Source organism: Zwartia lucis, assembly GCF_965234455.1.
Taxonomy (GTDB): domain Bacteria; phylum Pseudomonadota; class Gammaproteobacteria; order Burkholderiales; family Burkholderiaceae_B; genus Zwartia; species Zwartia lucis.
In genome coordinates, this window is sequence record NZ_OZ248473.1 from 432,769 (window position 1) to 447,745 (window position 14,977).

Here is a 14,977-nt window from a genome sequence, read left to right on the forward strand (position 1 = left end):
TTATTTTAATGTTTTGGAGTATTAAAAAAGGCTAGGCAGCTGTTGGGAGTGAAAGCTTGCGTCGGATCATGCGCAGAACAGAACCGAGCAGGGGAATTTTTTCGTAGACCTGCTGGGCTGCATCCCAATAGTCGCGATGCAAAACAATCAAGCCCTGATCGTTTAACTCAAACTGTGTGCAACCAGATATTTGCTGCACTTGACCGCGGCACTCGAAAAGAAAGTTCCATGTCATAAACGCTTGACGCTCATCGACCACCTTCGTCAAGATGACAAAACGTGGATGCTCAAGCGTATCGAACATGTGCTGGTACACCGCACGCACTGAGGCTAGGCCGGCAAGCTGATTAAAGGGGTCAATAAACTCAGCCTCTTGGGCATAAATTTCTCCCACACGCTCCAGCGTCTCTGGGCTAAGCGTTTGAAACCAATGTGCAATGTCTGAGAAGCGCGTGTTCATCGCTGACACCTTTAAAGCTTAGTAATTTTGTGCAAAAGAGGAAACCGCAAGTAATCCGGGAGAAAACTGATCCAGCGTAAGGCACCTGTAAAACCGCGCGGGAAACGAATTTCGAAATCGCCGCGCTCAAAACCTGCCACAATCGCCTTGGCGGCCTCGGCAGGCTTCATCAAACCAGGCATTTCAAAATCATTACCCGCAGTCATCGGTGTTTCAACAAAGCCAGGATTGATCAGGTAGACGGAAATCCCTTTAGGCTCAAGCTCAAAGTAAAGCGTCTGCGCCATATTATTCAACGCGGCTTTGGTCGCACCGTATATGACGGCCTTTGGCAAACCGGTATACGCAGAAATACTCGCAATGACGGCCAATCCGCCCTCACCTCTTTTTAAGAAATAAGGGACTAAAACAGACACGCCTCGATAAACACCCACTACATTCAAATCAAAACTCTTTTGTACTTGATCCAGATCCAACTCCCAACTGTGGGTCGGATCGTAGCGAGCGGCGCCAAAGACCACCAAATCGACATGTCCCATCGCAGCAAGGGTACGCTCGAATGCCTCTGGCCATGCGAGTGCGTCTCCCGCATCAAATGCTACGACATGCGCATTAGGATAAGGGTGAGCAAGTTCGAGCAAGGCCTCTTGCCTGCGCGCGGAAACGGTCACCCATGCGCCTGCCGTCAATAAAGACTGCGCTAAAGCCGCTCCAATCCCGCTAGAGGCACCGACTAACCAGACGCGTTTACCGGCCCAATTTTTAATCGGTGGATTGAGCGGTCGCATCACGAAGGACTACCGGGCGTGCGCTTGCGGAAAAATAAAGTGACCTCGCCTAAATCAATGCCAAACTTGGACATCACGGAGCGATTCATCATCGAGGCATCGTCCATCTGCCACATCCAATCGTCAAAATTCACCAAATACTCTTTGCCATCGACGGGTAAACGCAACACATAGGTCCAATGCAACGCATTGCCAGCAACTCTCCCCGTCGCGACACCCACCACATCATCTGCCGTACCCTGCCACGATCCGTCAGCTTGCCGTTTGAGGGTCCAGACGCGTCGTTGTTTTTCACCATCGGAGTAGGTAAACCGCTCGTCGAGGATTCCCTCATCTCTGCTTTTCCATTCGGTCAAGATTTCGACATGAAAGCGACGCGCGACTTCGCCGTTACGCTTTTGAAAAATCCCCCAGGCATCAATGGTGCCGGTAAAAAAACTCGACAACTCAAGCTTGGGCGTTTCCTTAGCGTACTGATCCACATCTACGCTACCGCAGGCCGTCATCAGCGCAGCGGTGGCGGAGGCAATAAGGGCTTTGAATTTCATGATTAAGACTCCTTGGGCTCTGACACCCGTGATGACTGCCGGCCACCGAGCTCAGGCAGTAACACCAAGATGGCGATGCCTTTAAACACAATGGGTAGAAAAACATAGAGCGCCGTTAGCCCGATCGTGGTCTGAAACTGTCCCGGGACATAACCAAAAACCTTCAGGCTCGGCAGCGCAAGACCTGCAGCGATTGCCAGGGCAAACTTACTAATCAACACCCAGATCCCGAAATAAAGCCCAGTACTTTTACGATGTTGCTCAGGAATCGCGTCGGCAAGCATGGCGGGGGGTAAGGCGACATCCGCACCGAGCGCGCTACCCGCCATGAAACAGATCACACCATAAGCAACAATATCGCCGCCCTCTATGAAGCCCGCGCAAAGTAAGGATGCTGTCGCAAGCACACTTCCAAGCATCCAAGCACGCGTCTTGCCAACGCGATCGGAGAGCGCGACCCAAAGCGGTAAAGTCAGCATGCCAGCAAGAAAGTAAATCCCCAAGAACACGCCAGCATGCTGAGGTGCTTGCACGACATCGTCTATAAAAAATAAAACCAGCGTGGCTGGAATCGCGACGGAGATTGCATTAAATAAATAAAACCACATCACGCGACGAACCGCAGGAGGTTTGAGTGCTACACGCCAGCCATCTAACGTGCCTGCAGCGGACACCTTTGGCGAAGGCGCCCAACGCAAAGTCGAAAATAACCCTACAAACAACACTCCGACAAAAACCCAGGCAAACCATTGATAGCCCTGTCTAGCCCCCCACTCTGCCACCCACACTGTCGGTAAGACCGAGGCGATCACCACGCCAATCAAACCAAAAGCTTCACGCCAGGCTGTCACGCGAGAGCGCTGAGACACCTCATCTGTCAGTCTGGCACCCCAAGTCAAATAGCAAATACTTAATAAACTATGCGCAAAATACACAAGCAATAAACTCAGCGCCAACCATCCAAGCAGACCAAGTTTGGACCATTCTGGCGGAGTAAATAGCAAGACAAATCCAACCGCCAGGATGACCCCAGAGACCACCATCAAGAGCAACCAACCATGACGCTTGCGCTGAAATGCATCGACAACACGTCCAAGAAAGGGATCCTGAACGGTATCAAACATACGCGTTAGAAACAAAACCGCGCCCAGCGCAGCAAGATCCACACCCAAACCATCACCATAGAATTTTGGAGAAATCATATAGATCGGTAACATGGCCATTGCCAAGGGCAAGCCCAACATCGCATAGGCAAGGAGGCCCGTCGTCCTCACTTCTTTTCTCCGAGCAAAGCTTGGCGAAGATTCGGCTCGCTCGTGCGCGGATCAAGCCAAACCCCAAAAAAACTCCGCGCTAACGCGTCGTCGATACGACCCGTTTCAATATCCTGCTGATAAAAAGTCGCTCCCTCACCGGGGCGATAAACGCCCGTTAACGTGACACCTTTGGTCACATTCGGCAACACTTGAGAAAGCGCCGGCCCCCACTCAGGACGCTCATCCACGGGGGCACCAAGCTTTCGCATTTCATCCAACGATGCCTGAACCAAGCGATCACCAGCAATCGTGCGCTCATACGTCAGCGACAGCACAAAGGGTTTGTTGGGAGCAAAGCGACCGTCAGGCGCATAGAGACGGGCTTCATAGATCGACCAACCAAAACGTTTGAACATCCCCTGTCCGACTTGTTGCGCACCTGGTAAAAAAGGCGTAAATACCGTGGCCGCGACAGCAGTCGACAATATCAAACTCAAAAAAAATGAAATCAAGATTTTGCGCATAATGTCCATTGTTTTACATCCGTTCGAGCTTGGCGAAATCCCACTTCGCAATAGGCAAGATACATTCTCCAGATACGTATAAAGGCATCGTCATAGCCTTGTTCACGAATATGGCTAAGCGAAGACTCGAAGCGCTGTGCCCAGCGTTTCAACGTCTCTGCGTAGTCTTGTCCAAAAGACAACACCTCAAGCGATTGCAGACCCGCCGACTCACATTCTTTTTTAAACCTCGAGGGACTTGGCAACATGCCACCCGGGAAAATAAATTGTTGAATAAAATCCGTCCCGCGACGGTAGGCATCAAAACGATCCTCTGTGATGTCGATGGTTTGCACAACCACTCTGCCGCCAGGTTTGAGGCAACGTGCCAACATCTGAAAATAACTGGGCCAATGCAATAAGCCTACCGCCTCAAACATTTCAATCGAGACAATATGGTCAAACTGCTCGGGCACATCGCGATAGTCCTGTAGGCGCAAATGCACGCGATCGCTCAGACCCGCGTCTTGCATGCGTTGTGTGGCCCACTCAAGCTGAGCGTCAGACAAGGTGATCCCCACGACGTTCAGACCACGCCGAGCGGCGCGTTCGGCGAAGCCTCCCCAACCACAACCCACTTCAAGAATCGTCTGACCTGGTTGCGCCTGAATTTGGTCAAGAATTCGGTCATACTTTGCATCTTGTGCCGATGCGAGATCTTTTGACTCATCTCCCTGAAACCAGCCAGACGAATAAGTCATTGAAGGATCAAGCCACAGCCGATAAAAACGATTACCAACATCGTAGTGGCTGAGAATATTGCGTCGACTGCCTGCGCGACTATTGTCCTTGAGGACCCAGTGCGACAAGCGCTTGAGTAGCAAAGCCCACCAATGTCCATCGACCGCCTCGGAGATCTGCTCATTACGTATGGCTAGCGTGAACAAAGCCACCAGGTCGGGCGAGTCGATCCAGCCCCGGCGCAAGCTTTCGGCAAAACCAACGTCCCCTTGGCGCATCATCAGTCCTGCCGCACGCCAGTCGGTCACCCTAAGCTCTGCGTGAAGGACCAACCCAGAAGGGTCAGAGGCATTTTGTCCAAGCATCATCTCAATGCCTGCGGGATCGATTAGTTTGAGAGAGCCGTAGGAAATTCGGCTCAATAAATTCACAAAAAGTCTACCCGCCCATGGCGTTTTAGCCATGACACCAGAGAGACGACTTTCTTTCAACCTCATGAGGAAACCTTTGTATTGTGAGTGACTTCGTCCTTGGGTAAAGGTGGCAGCGAGTGATATATCGCGCCTTTACGCCAAAGCTTGAATGCCTGTATATGAATCCGTAGCATGACTCCGATGGTCATCATTGGCATCGACAAGAGGCAGAGGAATAAACCGCTTTTCGAAAATACTTGCGCTTGAACAACGATCGCCGTTTTCAAGAGGGGTTGAGACTGTTCATTCGAAACGAAATAATCGATTGCCATCCGTTCTTGAATGCCGTGACGACTGGACTTAAAGCGATAAGCGCCTTGGACATCACAAAAGGGGGAGACATGGAATACCTTTTGACACTCCAAGAGTGTGTGTTCTTCGATGGGCTCGAAGCCAGGGGCACTCAAGATATATTGATGTCGTTGACCAAAAGTATTGTTGACCTCAGCTAATAAAACACGCAAGTGACCCTGCGTGTCATGCACATGCCAAAAACTCACAGGATTGAAAACATAACCAAATACCCGAGGAAAGCATTGCAACCAGACTGCGCCGAGCTCCATCCTGACACCACTCGCTCTGAGTGCCTCGGACAACCATGTCATCAAATTAGAACCGTCACGCGCGCCATGATCACGGCTGTGGAAACTCACGATACGTTTTTTATCGATGCCAAAAAGCCAGCTATTGAAAGCGCTCAGTTTGGACAACTGATCGATCCGCAAACGAATACAGAAGACGCGGTATACAAACCTGTGAACAAAAGGCCTCAGTCGTGCATGCATCACACGACCGCGACAAAGTTCGAGCAAGGACTCACGCATACACGGGCACCCAAGGAATCTCTACCTCAAAATCTCTAACCACTCGCAAAGCCGACTTCAACCCATCCTCATGAAAGCCATAACCTGACCAAGCGCCACAAAACCAAGAACGCTTGAGACCCTGGATCTCCGGCAAGCGGCGTTGCGACTGTTCCGCCTCCATGTTCATCACGGGATGTTCATAATCAAAAGTACGTAACACCAAGTCTGGGTTGGGCTCTTGATTGGGGTTCAGCGTCACAATCACAGGCGTTTTAAAGGGCAAGGGCTGTAATTGATTTAATAAATAACTGACCGCTACGGGGCGCTGCTGATCCTCCCCGGGAGAAGACATGTAATTCCATGCAGACCAGACTTTTTTTCGACGAGGTAACAGTTGGGTATCGAGATGGAGGATCGCCTTATTAGGCTGATAGCGAAAACTCTGTAGAACCTCTTTTTCGTGCTCGCTTACATCGCCTAACAAGGCGAGCGCGGTCGGAGCATGACAGGCAAAAATCACAGCATCGAAATGCTCAATGCCTTGTGCGGAGCGAATCACCACCTTTTCGCCCACGCGCTCTACTTTGTAAACAGGGCAATTTAAGCGTGCGTCACTGAGCTCGGTCACCAACGCTTTGACGTATTCGCGCGAACCGCCCACGACAGTCTTCCATTTGGGTCTGTCCTCAATTTGCAGTAAACGATGGTTGAGACAAAACGACAGAAAGGTGGAGGCAGGAAAACCTAAAATATCTTTCACTGATGAAGACCAGATCGCTGCGGCCATCGGCAGGAGGTACCAATCGCGCATGGCCTCGCCAAACCGCTCGCGATCAAGAAGCTCGCCAAGCGTCAGCGATTGCTCTCGACACTGATCCAAGTAGCGTTGCGCATTGCGGTTGAAACGCAAGATATCCCGAAGCATCCATAAGAACTTCGGTTTAAACGCGTTGCTGGGCTGCGCAAACACAGTGCTTAGATTGGTCCCCGCCCATTCGATATCGGGTTGAGAAATCGATACACCAAAAGACATATCACTTGAATGAACCGGGATATTCAGATGAGAAAAAAGCTGAATTAAATTGGGGTAAGTCAGATCGTTATGCACTAAAAAACCCGTATCAACCGGGTGTGTCATGCCCTCGATCGAAACATCAACGGTATTGGAGTGCCCCCCAAAATACGCACCCGCCTCGAACAGTGTGATGTGTGAGTGATTTCTCAACAACCAGGCAGAAGCGAGCCCGGAGATACCCGCACCGATCACGGCAATCCTACTATTGAGAGGGATCCTTGACACCTCGTTCATGCACCCACCTCGCCAGAAACGAAAGTTGAACTCTCAGGCGGCGCTAACGGCTGCGTACCAAGCAAGGCAAGACGCAGCTGAGGACTGCGTGTGCGCTCATCTAACCAGATGGCACTAAACATACGGACAAATTCTGGATCTTGAATATGTCCGAGTGATTGCGTCGCAGAGAAAAACTGGACACCACTTTCGGGTACAAACCATCCTAATAAACGATCTCCAAGAGAGACATTTGGAATCATGCCGTACAACGCCTCGGACCATGCTGAGCGGTGGTTCTCACTCAACTCAAATAATCTAGCGATTTCATCGATTGAAGTCGAAACAATTTGCTGCCCCGTCAAGGCCCGCAAATATTGAAGATCCAGTAAAAAAGGCTGGGTGCTGTCAAAAGCGCCAGTCTGGGTCAACAATCGCGCGCGGTAAAAACGAAACACACTCCAACTAAAGATGCCCTCGCCGCACAATTGCCAAAGAGCATCGCAATTTTGGCTAAAAGCCTCTGGTAATCCGCTGGCGCTTGTTGCTTGGCGAGAATGGTCGTTAGTTTTAACAGTGAAGGGCATAATTGAACTTTAGAGGCTTAAATATAACTATTGAGAGATATTTTTAACATATTAGTATGTTTTTAGACCAAATAGTAATATAATGAACTATTTAGATTAAATTCAATTAAACAAGCCGATGTCAGTCAGCCCACAGACCATTCGCAGTAATAAACTCACGTTTAAGCAACAACAGCTTAAGTTCCGTGAGAACGCAATTTTGGATGCGGTCAATAGACTCCTCGCTCAAAAGGGCTTTGATCTGATGACCATGGACGAAGTCGCCGCGGACGTTGGCATCGCCAAAGCAAGTCTCTACAAGCACTTTGAATCAAAAGAAGCCTTGGCTGCGGCGTCCATGACGCGGCTACTCGAAGAAACCATCGCGATCGCCGACGGCATGGCCTCAAAACTGTCTGCGCTCGACAAGCTGAAATCACTCGTCAGGTGGGCGATTAGATTGCACTTGAGTGGCACGATGCCACTGCTGCCCTCGACACGCTCTAGCATTCAGCAAGCCCTGCTCAACAATCCGCCTTATATGGCCCAACTCAGCACACTCACGGAAAAACTGGGCGAATGGATTGGACAAGCCCAAGACGCAGGCAGTTTGTCTCCCTCGCTTCCTGGCGAGGTCATTCTCTATACTATTTTTGCCCGCTCTTGTGACCCCGTCGCAGATTTTCTCAAAATGGGTGGCGCCTTTTCTGATGAGGATATTGTCGAACTTCTCATTCACACGACGTTTGAAGGCATGTTAGGGAGAACATAGCCTCTGCAGCAAATTTGCCACACTGACATCAGCTAGAATCCTTCCCTTTGGCAGGGTAAGTTATGTGGTTTAAAAATCTAAAGCTGTTTCGTCTCTCAAACACCTGGAACTGGACAGCCGAGCAAATCGACGCCTTTTTGGCTAAAGAGCAGTTTGTCTCGCCTGGCGCAGCGACGCCAACGGCTTCTGGTTGGACGCCTCCGAGAGAAGATGACGTACGCTTCGCCTATCGCGTCGATCGCCAAATTCTCTGCGCCTTTCGCTCTGAAAAAAAACTCTTGCCCGCGTCGGTGATCAATCAGTTTGTCAAACAGCGCGCCCTCGAGCTCGAAGAGCAGCAAGGCTTTAAACCTGGACGTAAACAGCTCAGAGATTTAAAAGAGGAAGTCACCAACGCGCTCATTCCACGTGCGTTTAGTTTGACACGCGATACACGCGTCTGGATTGACCCCCTTCATCACTGGCTCGTCATCGATACAGCGTCAACATCAAAAGCCGAGGAAATCTTGTCAGCACTTGGCAAGGCCATCTACCCTTTCCCTGTAGAACCCATCCAAGTCACATTAAGCCCGGCAGTCGCCATGACGCAATGGATTACGAGCGGTGAGGCACCTGCCAATTTCAGCATCGATCAGGATGCGGAACTCAGGGCAGGCGGCGATAAAGCCGCGACAATCCGCTATGTCAAACATGCCCTTGACATTGCCGATATTGAAAAACACATCCAGTCCGGCAAACAATGCACGCGTCTCGCACTCACCTGGCATGACAAGGTCTCTTTTGTCCTGACCGACACGCTTGATATCAAACGTGTCGCCCCGCAAGACATACTCGACGAAGCCGATCAGCTCGCACCTGCGAACGAAGCGGAAAAATTCGATGGCGAGTTTACCTTGATGACCGCTGAGCTTAACCAACTGTTAACCGGCTTGCTTGAGGCACTCGAAGAAAAAACACTGATAACAAAGGCTGCCTGAGCGTTGCGGCGAAGCACCAAGGAGATCAACATGGATTTGATGATTAAAAGTCAGCTGGCACAAGCTGTTGAAGGGGGCGTTTTGCTCGACGTGTCCGCTGACGCATTGACTGTCCGTGCCTATGTCGTGATTTCAAAGATCGATTTTTCGGTTGTTGAAAAACTCATACCTGCCGAGGTCTTTGCAAGCGGGGCTCAAATTCACGTGGCAGGTATTCAAAGCAATACTGATATCGCCGAGGAGGTGATTCAAATTTTAGAAAACATGTCACCGCAAGATATCGTCGTCTATCTTTGCGAGGACGCACTCACCTACGGAGAGTGTCTCGCGGTCCTTGGCATCAAACATTAACCGCCAAGGCTCTGAGATAGGAGCCTTGGTGATTGATTAGTTTATATTTTTAGTCGGGCCTTTGACCCCGCGCGTGAAAAACAAGGCAACGACACCAATCGCCATCACAACCAGAGAGATATGCACGGCGCCCTTACTCACTGCGTAGGTCACGCTCGAATACGTCAAGTATGCGCAAGTCAACACAAACAAAATCGGCGTCAAGGGATAGAGAGGCACTTTGAAAGGACGATCTGCGTTGGGATCTTTCACACGCATGACAAAGACTGAAATACCCACCAAAAATAAAAAGAACCAAAAGACTGGGGCAGTAAACTCCACCATCACACCGAAACCATCCGTCTGGAAAATACCAAAAATAACCAGAGCAAGACAAATCGTGGATTGAACCAAATAGCCACGAATCGGAGAACCTCGACCCCCTTCCCAATGGCCCATAAAACGTAGAGCGGGCCAATCTTTTCCTAAAGCGTAGTTGGTTCGGGCGCCCACGATCATGGTCGCGTTGATACTAGTCAAGGCGGCCACAGCAACAAAGATGCCTAGCGTACGTTCGCCCCAGGGTCCAAACGCTTTGCCCATCAGATCTGCGGCCACCGCATTACTCTTTGACAGTCCTTCTAAACCAAGTCCAGCCAGCAAAGCAATATTGACTAAGAGGTAAATCAGCGTCAGGATCAGAATACTCAGGAGGATCACAGGCACAATCGCGCGACGACCACCGCGCACTTCGGCGGAAATATACGCGGCCTCGTTCCACCCGCCATAGGTGAGCAATACGAAGACCATGGCTAGACCAAACATCCCTAAACTTGGTGTGGAGGAGAAAAATGCAGGTGAAGCCGGCGCATCTCCAGAGATGTAAAAACCAGCAATCGCCACCAAAATTAATCCCGTCACCTCAATGATGGTCAGCAGGGTTTGGACCCAAGACGACGCAGAGATACCAATCAAGTTAATCAGGGTGAGCGCCACCACCACACCAACCGCCCAGATCGCCGGGGAGTAAGGTCCGAGACTGATCGCCTTGGTCATGTAATCGCCAAACACAAAAGCAAGAAGCGCAATCGAACCCGTATTAATGACCGTTGCCTTGGCCCATGCGTACAAAAAGGAAATATCTTTACCAAAGGCACGCGCTAGAAAATGATAGTCACCGCCTGCATGTGGATACGTTGTCGCAAGCTCTGCATAACAAAGCGCACCTGCAAGAGAAATGAGGCCACCTAGAAACCAGGCCACTAACAGCCACCCCGCATCACCGGTGACACCTGCCACCATCGAGGGAGTTTTAAAAATACCTGCCCCAATGACAATCCCCACAATAATCGCGATCGCACTAAAGGCGGTCAGGCGTTGCGTTGGTTCATTCACTGTCGATGTTGGCTGAGTCATAGAGGCATAAAAAGGAAATAGTTTCGTGATGTATCACGCAAAGTCACGCCACAACCAGTGCATGAAGCACGGATTGTGGCGGAGAAAGGCAATAGATAGATTTAAGAACGAATCACTTAGTTTCGTGTACCAGTGATTTCGTAAAGATTAGAAGTTTCAAGGACATTTCCAGCGAACGTATTACCTTTTAAGTTCACATCGGCAATACGTGACTGTCCACCTTGGTCGATAAAGCTGAACTTCAAGCGATTACCCACCAAAGAAGGTCCAAGAAGGGGTTGTGCTTTGCCGTCGATCGACAGCGTGCCACCCACGCGTTGATAACGCTGGGTAATATCGAGGCTGGCTGACTTGCCCCCTTCGATGCCTTTAATCGTCCACTTGCCCGCGGCATTGCCAGGAACAACCCAGTGATAGCCTTGGGTATAGCCGTTGCCAATCAAAGCATCCGCTTCCCAGTCACCCATATGGAACGAGTTTGTCACCACGCGGGTGCCAGGCGTCATTTTGAGGATGGTGGGACGCAGTTTGAGGTTCAGGTCGGGCAACAGATACATGGTCAGGACGTTGGCTTTAGAAAAATCCTCGACGAAAATATCGCCATTGATAATTTTGACCTTGTCAGCCACACCTGCACGCTCCGCATTGCGGGTGGCAAGATCAGCCATATCTTTGTTGAACTCAATACCAACCGCAGTTGCACCGAAATTTTTAGCTGCTGCGATCGCGATCTTGCCATCTCCCGAGCCGAGGTCATAGACCAAATCGCCAGGTTTGACATTTGCCATTTTGAGCATGGCCTCTGCTACTGCATCATTGGTCGGGACCCAGATCACGTCTTTACCGCTCTGACCGACTGAAGGCTTGTACTTTTCATCGCCAATCTTGGGTGAATCCGTTCCCTGTGCAAAGGAGGTTGCAATAGACATGCTTGCAACGAGTGATGCTGCCGTTAAAGCCAGACGAAAACGCATGAATAACCTCTTGGATGTAATGTTAAAAGCAAGAAAAGGCAAACGAAAGTCTTTACTTCGATTGTTCGCAAAAAGCGTAGCATCTGGCAGCAGAAATTCCTAGTGCGATTGTCCCTAGTTTGGCAATTGTGCGCTGCAGCATGAACTTCTATATTCATCTCTGCAGGACGCACACTGAGAAAAATCAGCGCATGAGGAAAAAACGCTTTTTAGGAGACATCTGGCTCCTCACCAATCCAGGAAATACGCAAGAGGTTCGTCGAACCCGGCACACCAAAGGGGGTGCCGGCGATGATCAATAGTGCCTGACCGGGCATACCAAAACCATATTTTTTAGCAGCAAGATTCGCGTGCAATACGATTTCTTCTGCGCTATCGACATCGGCAGCCTGAATGGAGTGCACACCCCATACAAGTGATAAACGACGCGCGGCAGCGGCAACGGGGGTCATACTCAGAATAGGCGCGCGCGGACGCTCGTGCGCAACGCGCAAGGTCGTTGCACCTGAGGAGGTATAGGCAACAGTGGCTGCCACAGGTAAGGTTTCAGCAATCGTGCGGATCGCCGCGGAGATTGCGTCGCGGGCATCATTTTTCCGTCTTGAATGAACCGCGTCCATGGTCACGCGCTGTAGGGGATCTCGCTCGGTGCTGAGCAAAATCCTTTCCATCATTGTCACCGCCTCGATGGGATAAGCCCCGGAGGCAGACTCTGCCGAGAGCATCACAGCATCCACACCATCATAGACTGCAGTCGCCACGTCACTCACCTCAGCACGGGTAGGCACCGGAGAGGTAATCATCGACTCAAGCATTTGAGTCGCGACAATCACGGGTTTCCCAGCTTCGCGACAGGCACGAACGATCCGCTTTTGAAGCACAGGGACCTCCTCGGGAGGCAACTCCACGCCCAAGTCTCCACGCGCGACCATCACGCCATCAGAACTCGCCACGATCGCCTCGAGCGAATCAATGGCAGAGGGTTTTTCAAGCTTGGCCATAATCCAGGCACGATTGCCCACGATTTCACGCAACTCGATAATGTCTTCGGGGCGCTGCACAAAGGACAAGGCAATCCAGTCAACACCGATGCTCAGTCCGAAATCAAGATCTTCACGGTCTTTGGCGGTCATGGCAGACATGGGCAAAATCGCACCGGGTACGTTGACACCTTTGCGATCTGAGATGACGCCTGCATTGAGGGCTTGGACCTCTGCATGCTCTTTCGTGCAGGACAGCACACGCAGACGGACCTTGCCATCATCGATCAACAAGTCGTCACCAGGACGAATTGCAGCAAAAATCTCAGGGTGTAAGAGTGGCACCCGGTTGATATCTCCTGGCGTCGGATCCAGATCCAAGCGAATCTTTTGTCCTGTTGCTAGGGCCAGTTTGCCATCAGTAATCTTTCCAAGGCGCAATTTGGGACCCTGCAAGTCCATCAAAATCCCGACAGGGCGTCCTACATCGGCCTCAATCTGACGGATGGCGTCATAGCGCAATTTGTGGTCAGCATGCGTTCCATGACTGAAATTCAGACGAAAAACATCCACTCCCGCCTCAAAAAGCTGGCGAATCATAGCGGGATCGCTACTTGCAGGCCCTAGGGTCGCGACAATCTTGGTATTGCGGTGGCGGTGCGAAATCGCATCAAGTTTCATCTTTTAACCTTATCTAATTTAGATACGATCACGCATTGCGCGATCGCATGTCATCATTTAACCTAGTTATCACCTTAAGCGCAATCAATCTGTTGTTCAGCAGAGTCGCTTAATCACCACAAGATTCACGATCATTTCACGGAGTTAGATTATGACTGTCACTACCCTCGCCCCTTTGACTGATTTGCGCGTCAACGGGGAGCGCCTTTGGAAATCCTTGATGGAACTCGCCAAAATAGGGGCAACCAAAAAAGGGGGGGTATGCCGACTGGCTTTGACAGATCTAGATCGCCAAGGCCGTGACTATTTTGTGGCCCAGGCCAAGGCCGCAGGTTGCACCATCCGGATTGACGCTGTGGGTAATATTTTTGCACGCCGGGCAGGCCGAAACAACAACTTGCCGGCCGTGATGACCGGAAGCCATATTGATACCCAGCCAACCGGTGGCAAATTTGATGGTAACTATGGGGTATTGGCAGGCATTGAGGTCTTTCACACCTTAAACGATGCTGACATAGAGACCGAAGCGCCTCTCGAGGTCGTCGTCTGGACCAATGAGGAAGGCTCTCGCTTTGTCCCTGTGATGATGGGTTCGGGTGCCTTTATCGGCGAGTTCGAAACAGACTTTATCCTTGCGCAAAAAGACCGTGATGGTATTTCAGTTGGCGAAGCCCTCAAGTCAATCGGCTACAACGGTACGGACAAAATCGATCCTAAGAAAATCGGCGCCTATTTTGAGTCGCACATCGAGCAAGGCCCCGTCCTCGAGGCGCATGACATTACGATTGGTGTGGTCACGGGCGCGCTGGGACAACGCTGGTTTGACGTCGTCATCACCGGCTCCGAAGCCCATGCGGGCCCAACCCCCATGGCCTTACGTCATGATGCCCTGCTCGCCGCTTCGCACATGATTCAGTTAATCAACCAAACTGCATTGGATCATGCACCGAATGCACGCGGCACCGTGGGCATGTTGGACAACTACCCCAACTCGCGCAACGTCATCCCTGGCACCGTCAAAATGTCTGTCGATTTCCGCGCGGATAGCGATGAGACGTTGACGCGTATGGTTGAAAACCTGCATGCCAAAGCAAAGGAGATCGCAACAAAAGGCAAGGTCACCATCGATATCACGCAAGTCGTCTATTTTCCGCCTCAGGCTTTTGCTAAAGAGCTTGTGAATGCTGTGCGCAATGGCGCTCAAAAGATCGGCCTATCAGAAATGAATGTAGTGAGCGGCGCTGGACATGATGCCGTGTATCTGGCTCGGGTTGCTCCCACAGCGATGATTTTTGTCCCGTGTAAAGATGGGATCAGTCATAACGAGATTGAGGATGCCAAGCCTGAGCATCTTGAGGCGGGGTGTAACGTGTTGTTGCACGCAATGCTCGAAAGAGCCGGTACTTGACGCACTGAAA

At 50.9% G+C, this 14,977-nt stretch carries 16 protein-coding genes; 4 read left to right on the top strand and 12 right to left on the bottom strand.

Annotated elements, in window-relative coordinates:
* Positions 1-31 precede the first annotated feature (31 nt).
* Genes AC8GE9_RS08480 through AC8GE9_RS08520 form a run of 9 tightly spaced genes read right to left on the bottom strand, consistent with a single transcriptional unit; the run spans position 32 to position 7,450 of the window.
* Positions 32-460 (bottom strand): nuclear transport factor 2 family protein, encoded by a 429-nt coding sequence (locus AC8GE9_RS08480; protein ID WP_506676717.1) that lies wholly within the window; start codon positions 458-460, stop codon positions 32-34.
* Between the two features lie 11 nt (positions 461-471).
* Positions 472-1,248, bottom strand: coding sequence for an SDR family NAD(P)-dependent oxidoreductase (locus tag AC8GE9_RS08485; RefSeq protein ID WP_506677143.1), 777 nt, complete (start codon positions 1,246-1,248; stop codon positions 472-474).
* Complete coding sequence (locus AC8GE9_RS08490; RefSeq protein WP_506676718.1) at positions 1,248-1,796, bottom strand: DUF3833 domain-containing protein; 549 nt, start codon at positions 1,794-1,796, stop codon at positions 1,248-1,250. Before AC8GE9_RS08490 ends, AC8GE9_RS08485 begins: the two co-directional genes overlap by 1 nt.
* A 2-nt stretch (positions 1,797-1,798) precedes the next feature.
* On the bottom strand, positions 1,799-3,070 hold the full coding sequence (locus AC8GE9_RS08495; protein WP_506676719.1) for an MFS transporter: 1,272 nt from the start codon (positions 3,068-3,070) through the stop codon (positions 1,799-1,801).
* Positions 3,067-3,537: a chalcone isomerase family protein gene (locus AC8GE9_RS08500; protein WP_506676720.1), complete on the bottom strand. Its 471-nt coding sequence runs from the start codon at positions 3,535-3,537 to the stop codon at positions 3,067-3,069. Before AC8GE9_RS08500 ends, AC8GE9_RS08495 begins: the two co-directional genes overlap by 4 nt.
* A 23-nt stretch (positions 3,538-3,560) precedes the next feature.
* A complete protein-coding gene (locus tag AC8GE9_RS08505) occupies positions 3,561-4,793 on the bottom strand; it encodes a class I SAM-dependent methyltransferase (RefSeq protein ID WP_506676721.1) in 1,233 nt (410 codons plus the stop codon).
* On the bottom strand, positions 4,790-5,593 hold the full coding sequence (locus AC8GE9_RS08510; protein ID WP_506676722.1) for a DUF1365 domain-containing protein: 804 nt from the start codon (positions 5,591-5,593) through the stop codon (positions 4,790-4,792). Before AC8GE9_RS08510 ends, AC8GE9_RS08505 begins: the two co-directional genes overlap by 4 nt.
* Complete coding sequence (locus tag AC8GE9_RS08515; RefSeq protein ID WP_506676723.1) at positions 5,586-6,884, bottom strand: NAD(P)/FAD-dependent oxidoreductase; 1,299 nt, start codon at positions 6,882-6,884, stop codon at positions 5,586-5,588. The genes AC8GE9_RS08510 and AC8GE9_RS08515 overlap by 8 nt, the downstream gene beginning before the upstream one ends.
* On the bottom strand, positions 6,881-7,450 hold the full coding sequence (locus AC8GE9_RS08520) for a chalcone isomerase family protein (protein WP_506676724.1): 570 nt from the start codon (positions 7,448-7,450) through the stop codon (positions 6,881-6,883). Before AC8GE9_RS08520 ends, AC8GE9_RS08515 begins: the two co-directional genes overlap by 4 nt.
* 118 nt (positions 7,451-7,568) lie before the next feature.
* Between AC8GE9_RS08520 and AC8GE9_RS08525 the strand changes: the two genes are divergently transcribed.
* The 3 genes from AC8GE9_RS08525 (at position 7,569) to AC8GE9_RS08535 (ending at position 9,529) form a co-directional block, all read left to right on the top strand.
* Complete coding sequence (locus tag AC8GE9_RS08525; RefSeq protein WP_506676725.1) at positions 7,569-8,201, top strand: TetR/AcrR family transcriptional regulator; 633 nt, start codon at positions 7,569-7,571, stop codon at positions 8,199-8,201.
* A gap of 62 nt (positions 8,202-8,263) precedes the next feature.
* A complete protein-coding gene (locus AC8GE9_RS08530; RefSeq protein ID WP_506676726.1) occupies positions 8,264-9,178 on the top strand; it encodes a recombination-associated protein RdgC in 915 nt (304 codons plus the stop codon).
* A 30-nt stretch (positions 9,179-9,208) separates the two neighbouring features.
* A complete protein-coding gene (locus AC8GE9_RS08535; protein ID WP_506676727.1) occupies positions 9,209-9,529 on the top strand; it encodes a hypothetical protein in 321 nt (106 codons plus the stop codon).
* 36 nt (positions 9,530-9,565) lie between these two features.
* Here the strand turns inward: AC8GE9_RS08535 and AC8GE9_RS08540 are convergent, their stop codons facing one another.
* The 3 genes from AC8GE9_RS08540 to pyk all read right to left on the bottom strand — a co-directional run bounded on the left by AC8GE9_RS08540 (position 9,566) and on the right by pyk (position 13,559).
* Entirely contained in the window at positions 9,566-10,924 is a 1,359-nt protein-coding gene (locus AC8GE9_RS08540) for an APC family permease (RefSeq protein WP_506676728.1), read from the bottom strand.
* Between the two features lie 116 nt (positions 10,925-11,040).
* Complete coding sequence (locus AC8GE9_RS08545; RefSeq protein ID WP_506676729.1) at positions 11,041-11,898, bottom strand: SAM-dependent methyltransferase; 858 nt, start codon at positions 11,896-11,898, stop codon at positions 11,041-11,043.
* Between the two features lie 209 nt (positions 11,899-12,107).
* Positions 12,108-13,559 carry a pyruvate kinase gene (gene pyk / locus AC8GE9_RS08550; protein ID WP_506676730.1) on the bottom strand — a complete coding sequence of 484 codons (1,452 nt, stop codon included), beginning with the start codon at positions 13,557-13,559 and terminating at the stop codon, positions 12,108-12,110.
* Positions 13,560-13,710: 151 nt separating this feature from the next.
* On the opposite strand from pyk, the gene AC8GE9_RS08555 reads away from it, so the two are divergent.
* Positions 13,711-14,967 (top strand): Zn-dependent hydrolase, encoded by a 1,257-nt coding sequence (locus AC8GE9_RS08555; RefSeq protein WP_506676731.1) that lies wholly within the window; start codon positions 13,711-13,713, stop codon positions 14,965-14,967.
* The last annotated feature ends 10 nt before the right edge of the window (positions 14,968-14,977 follow it).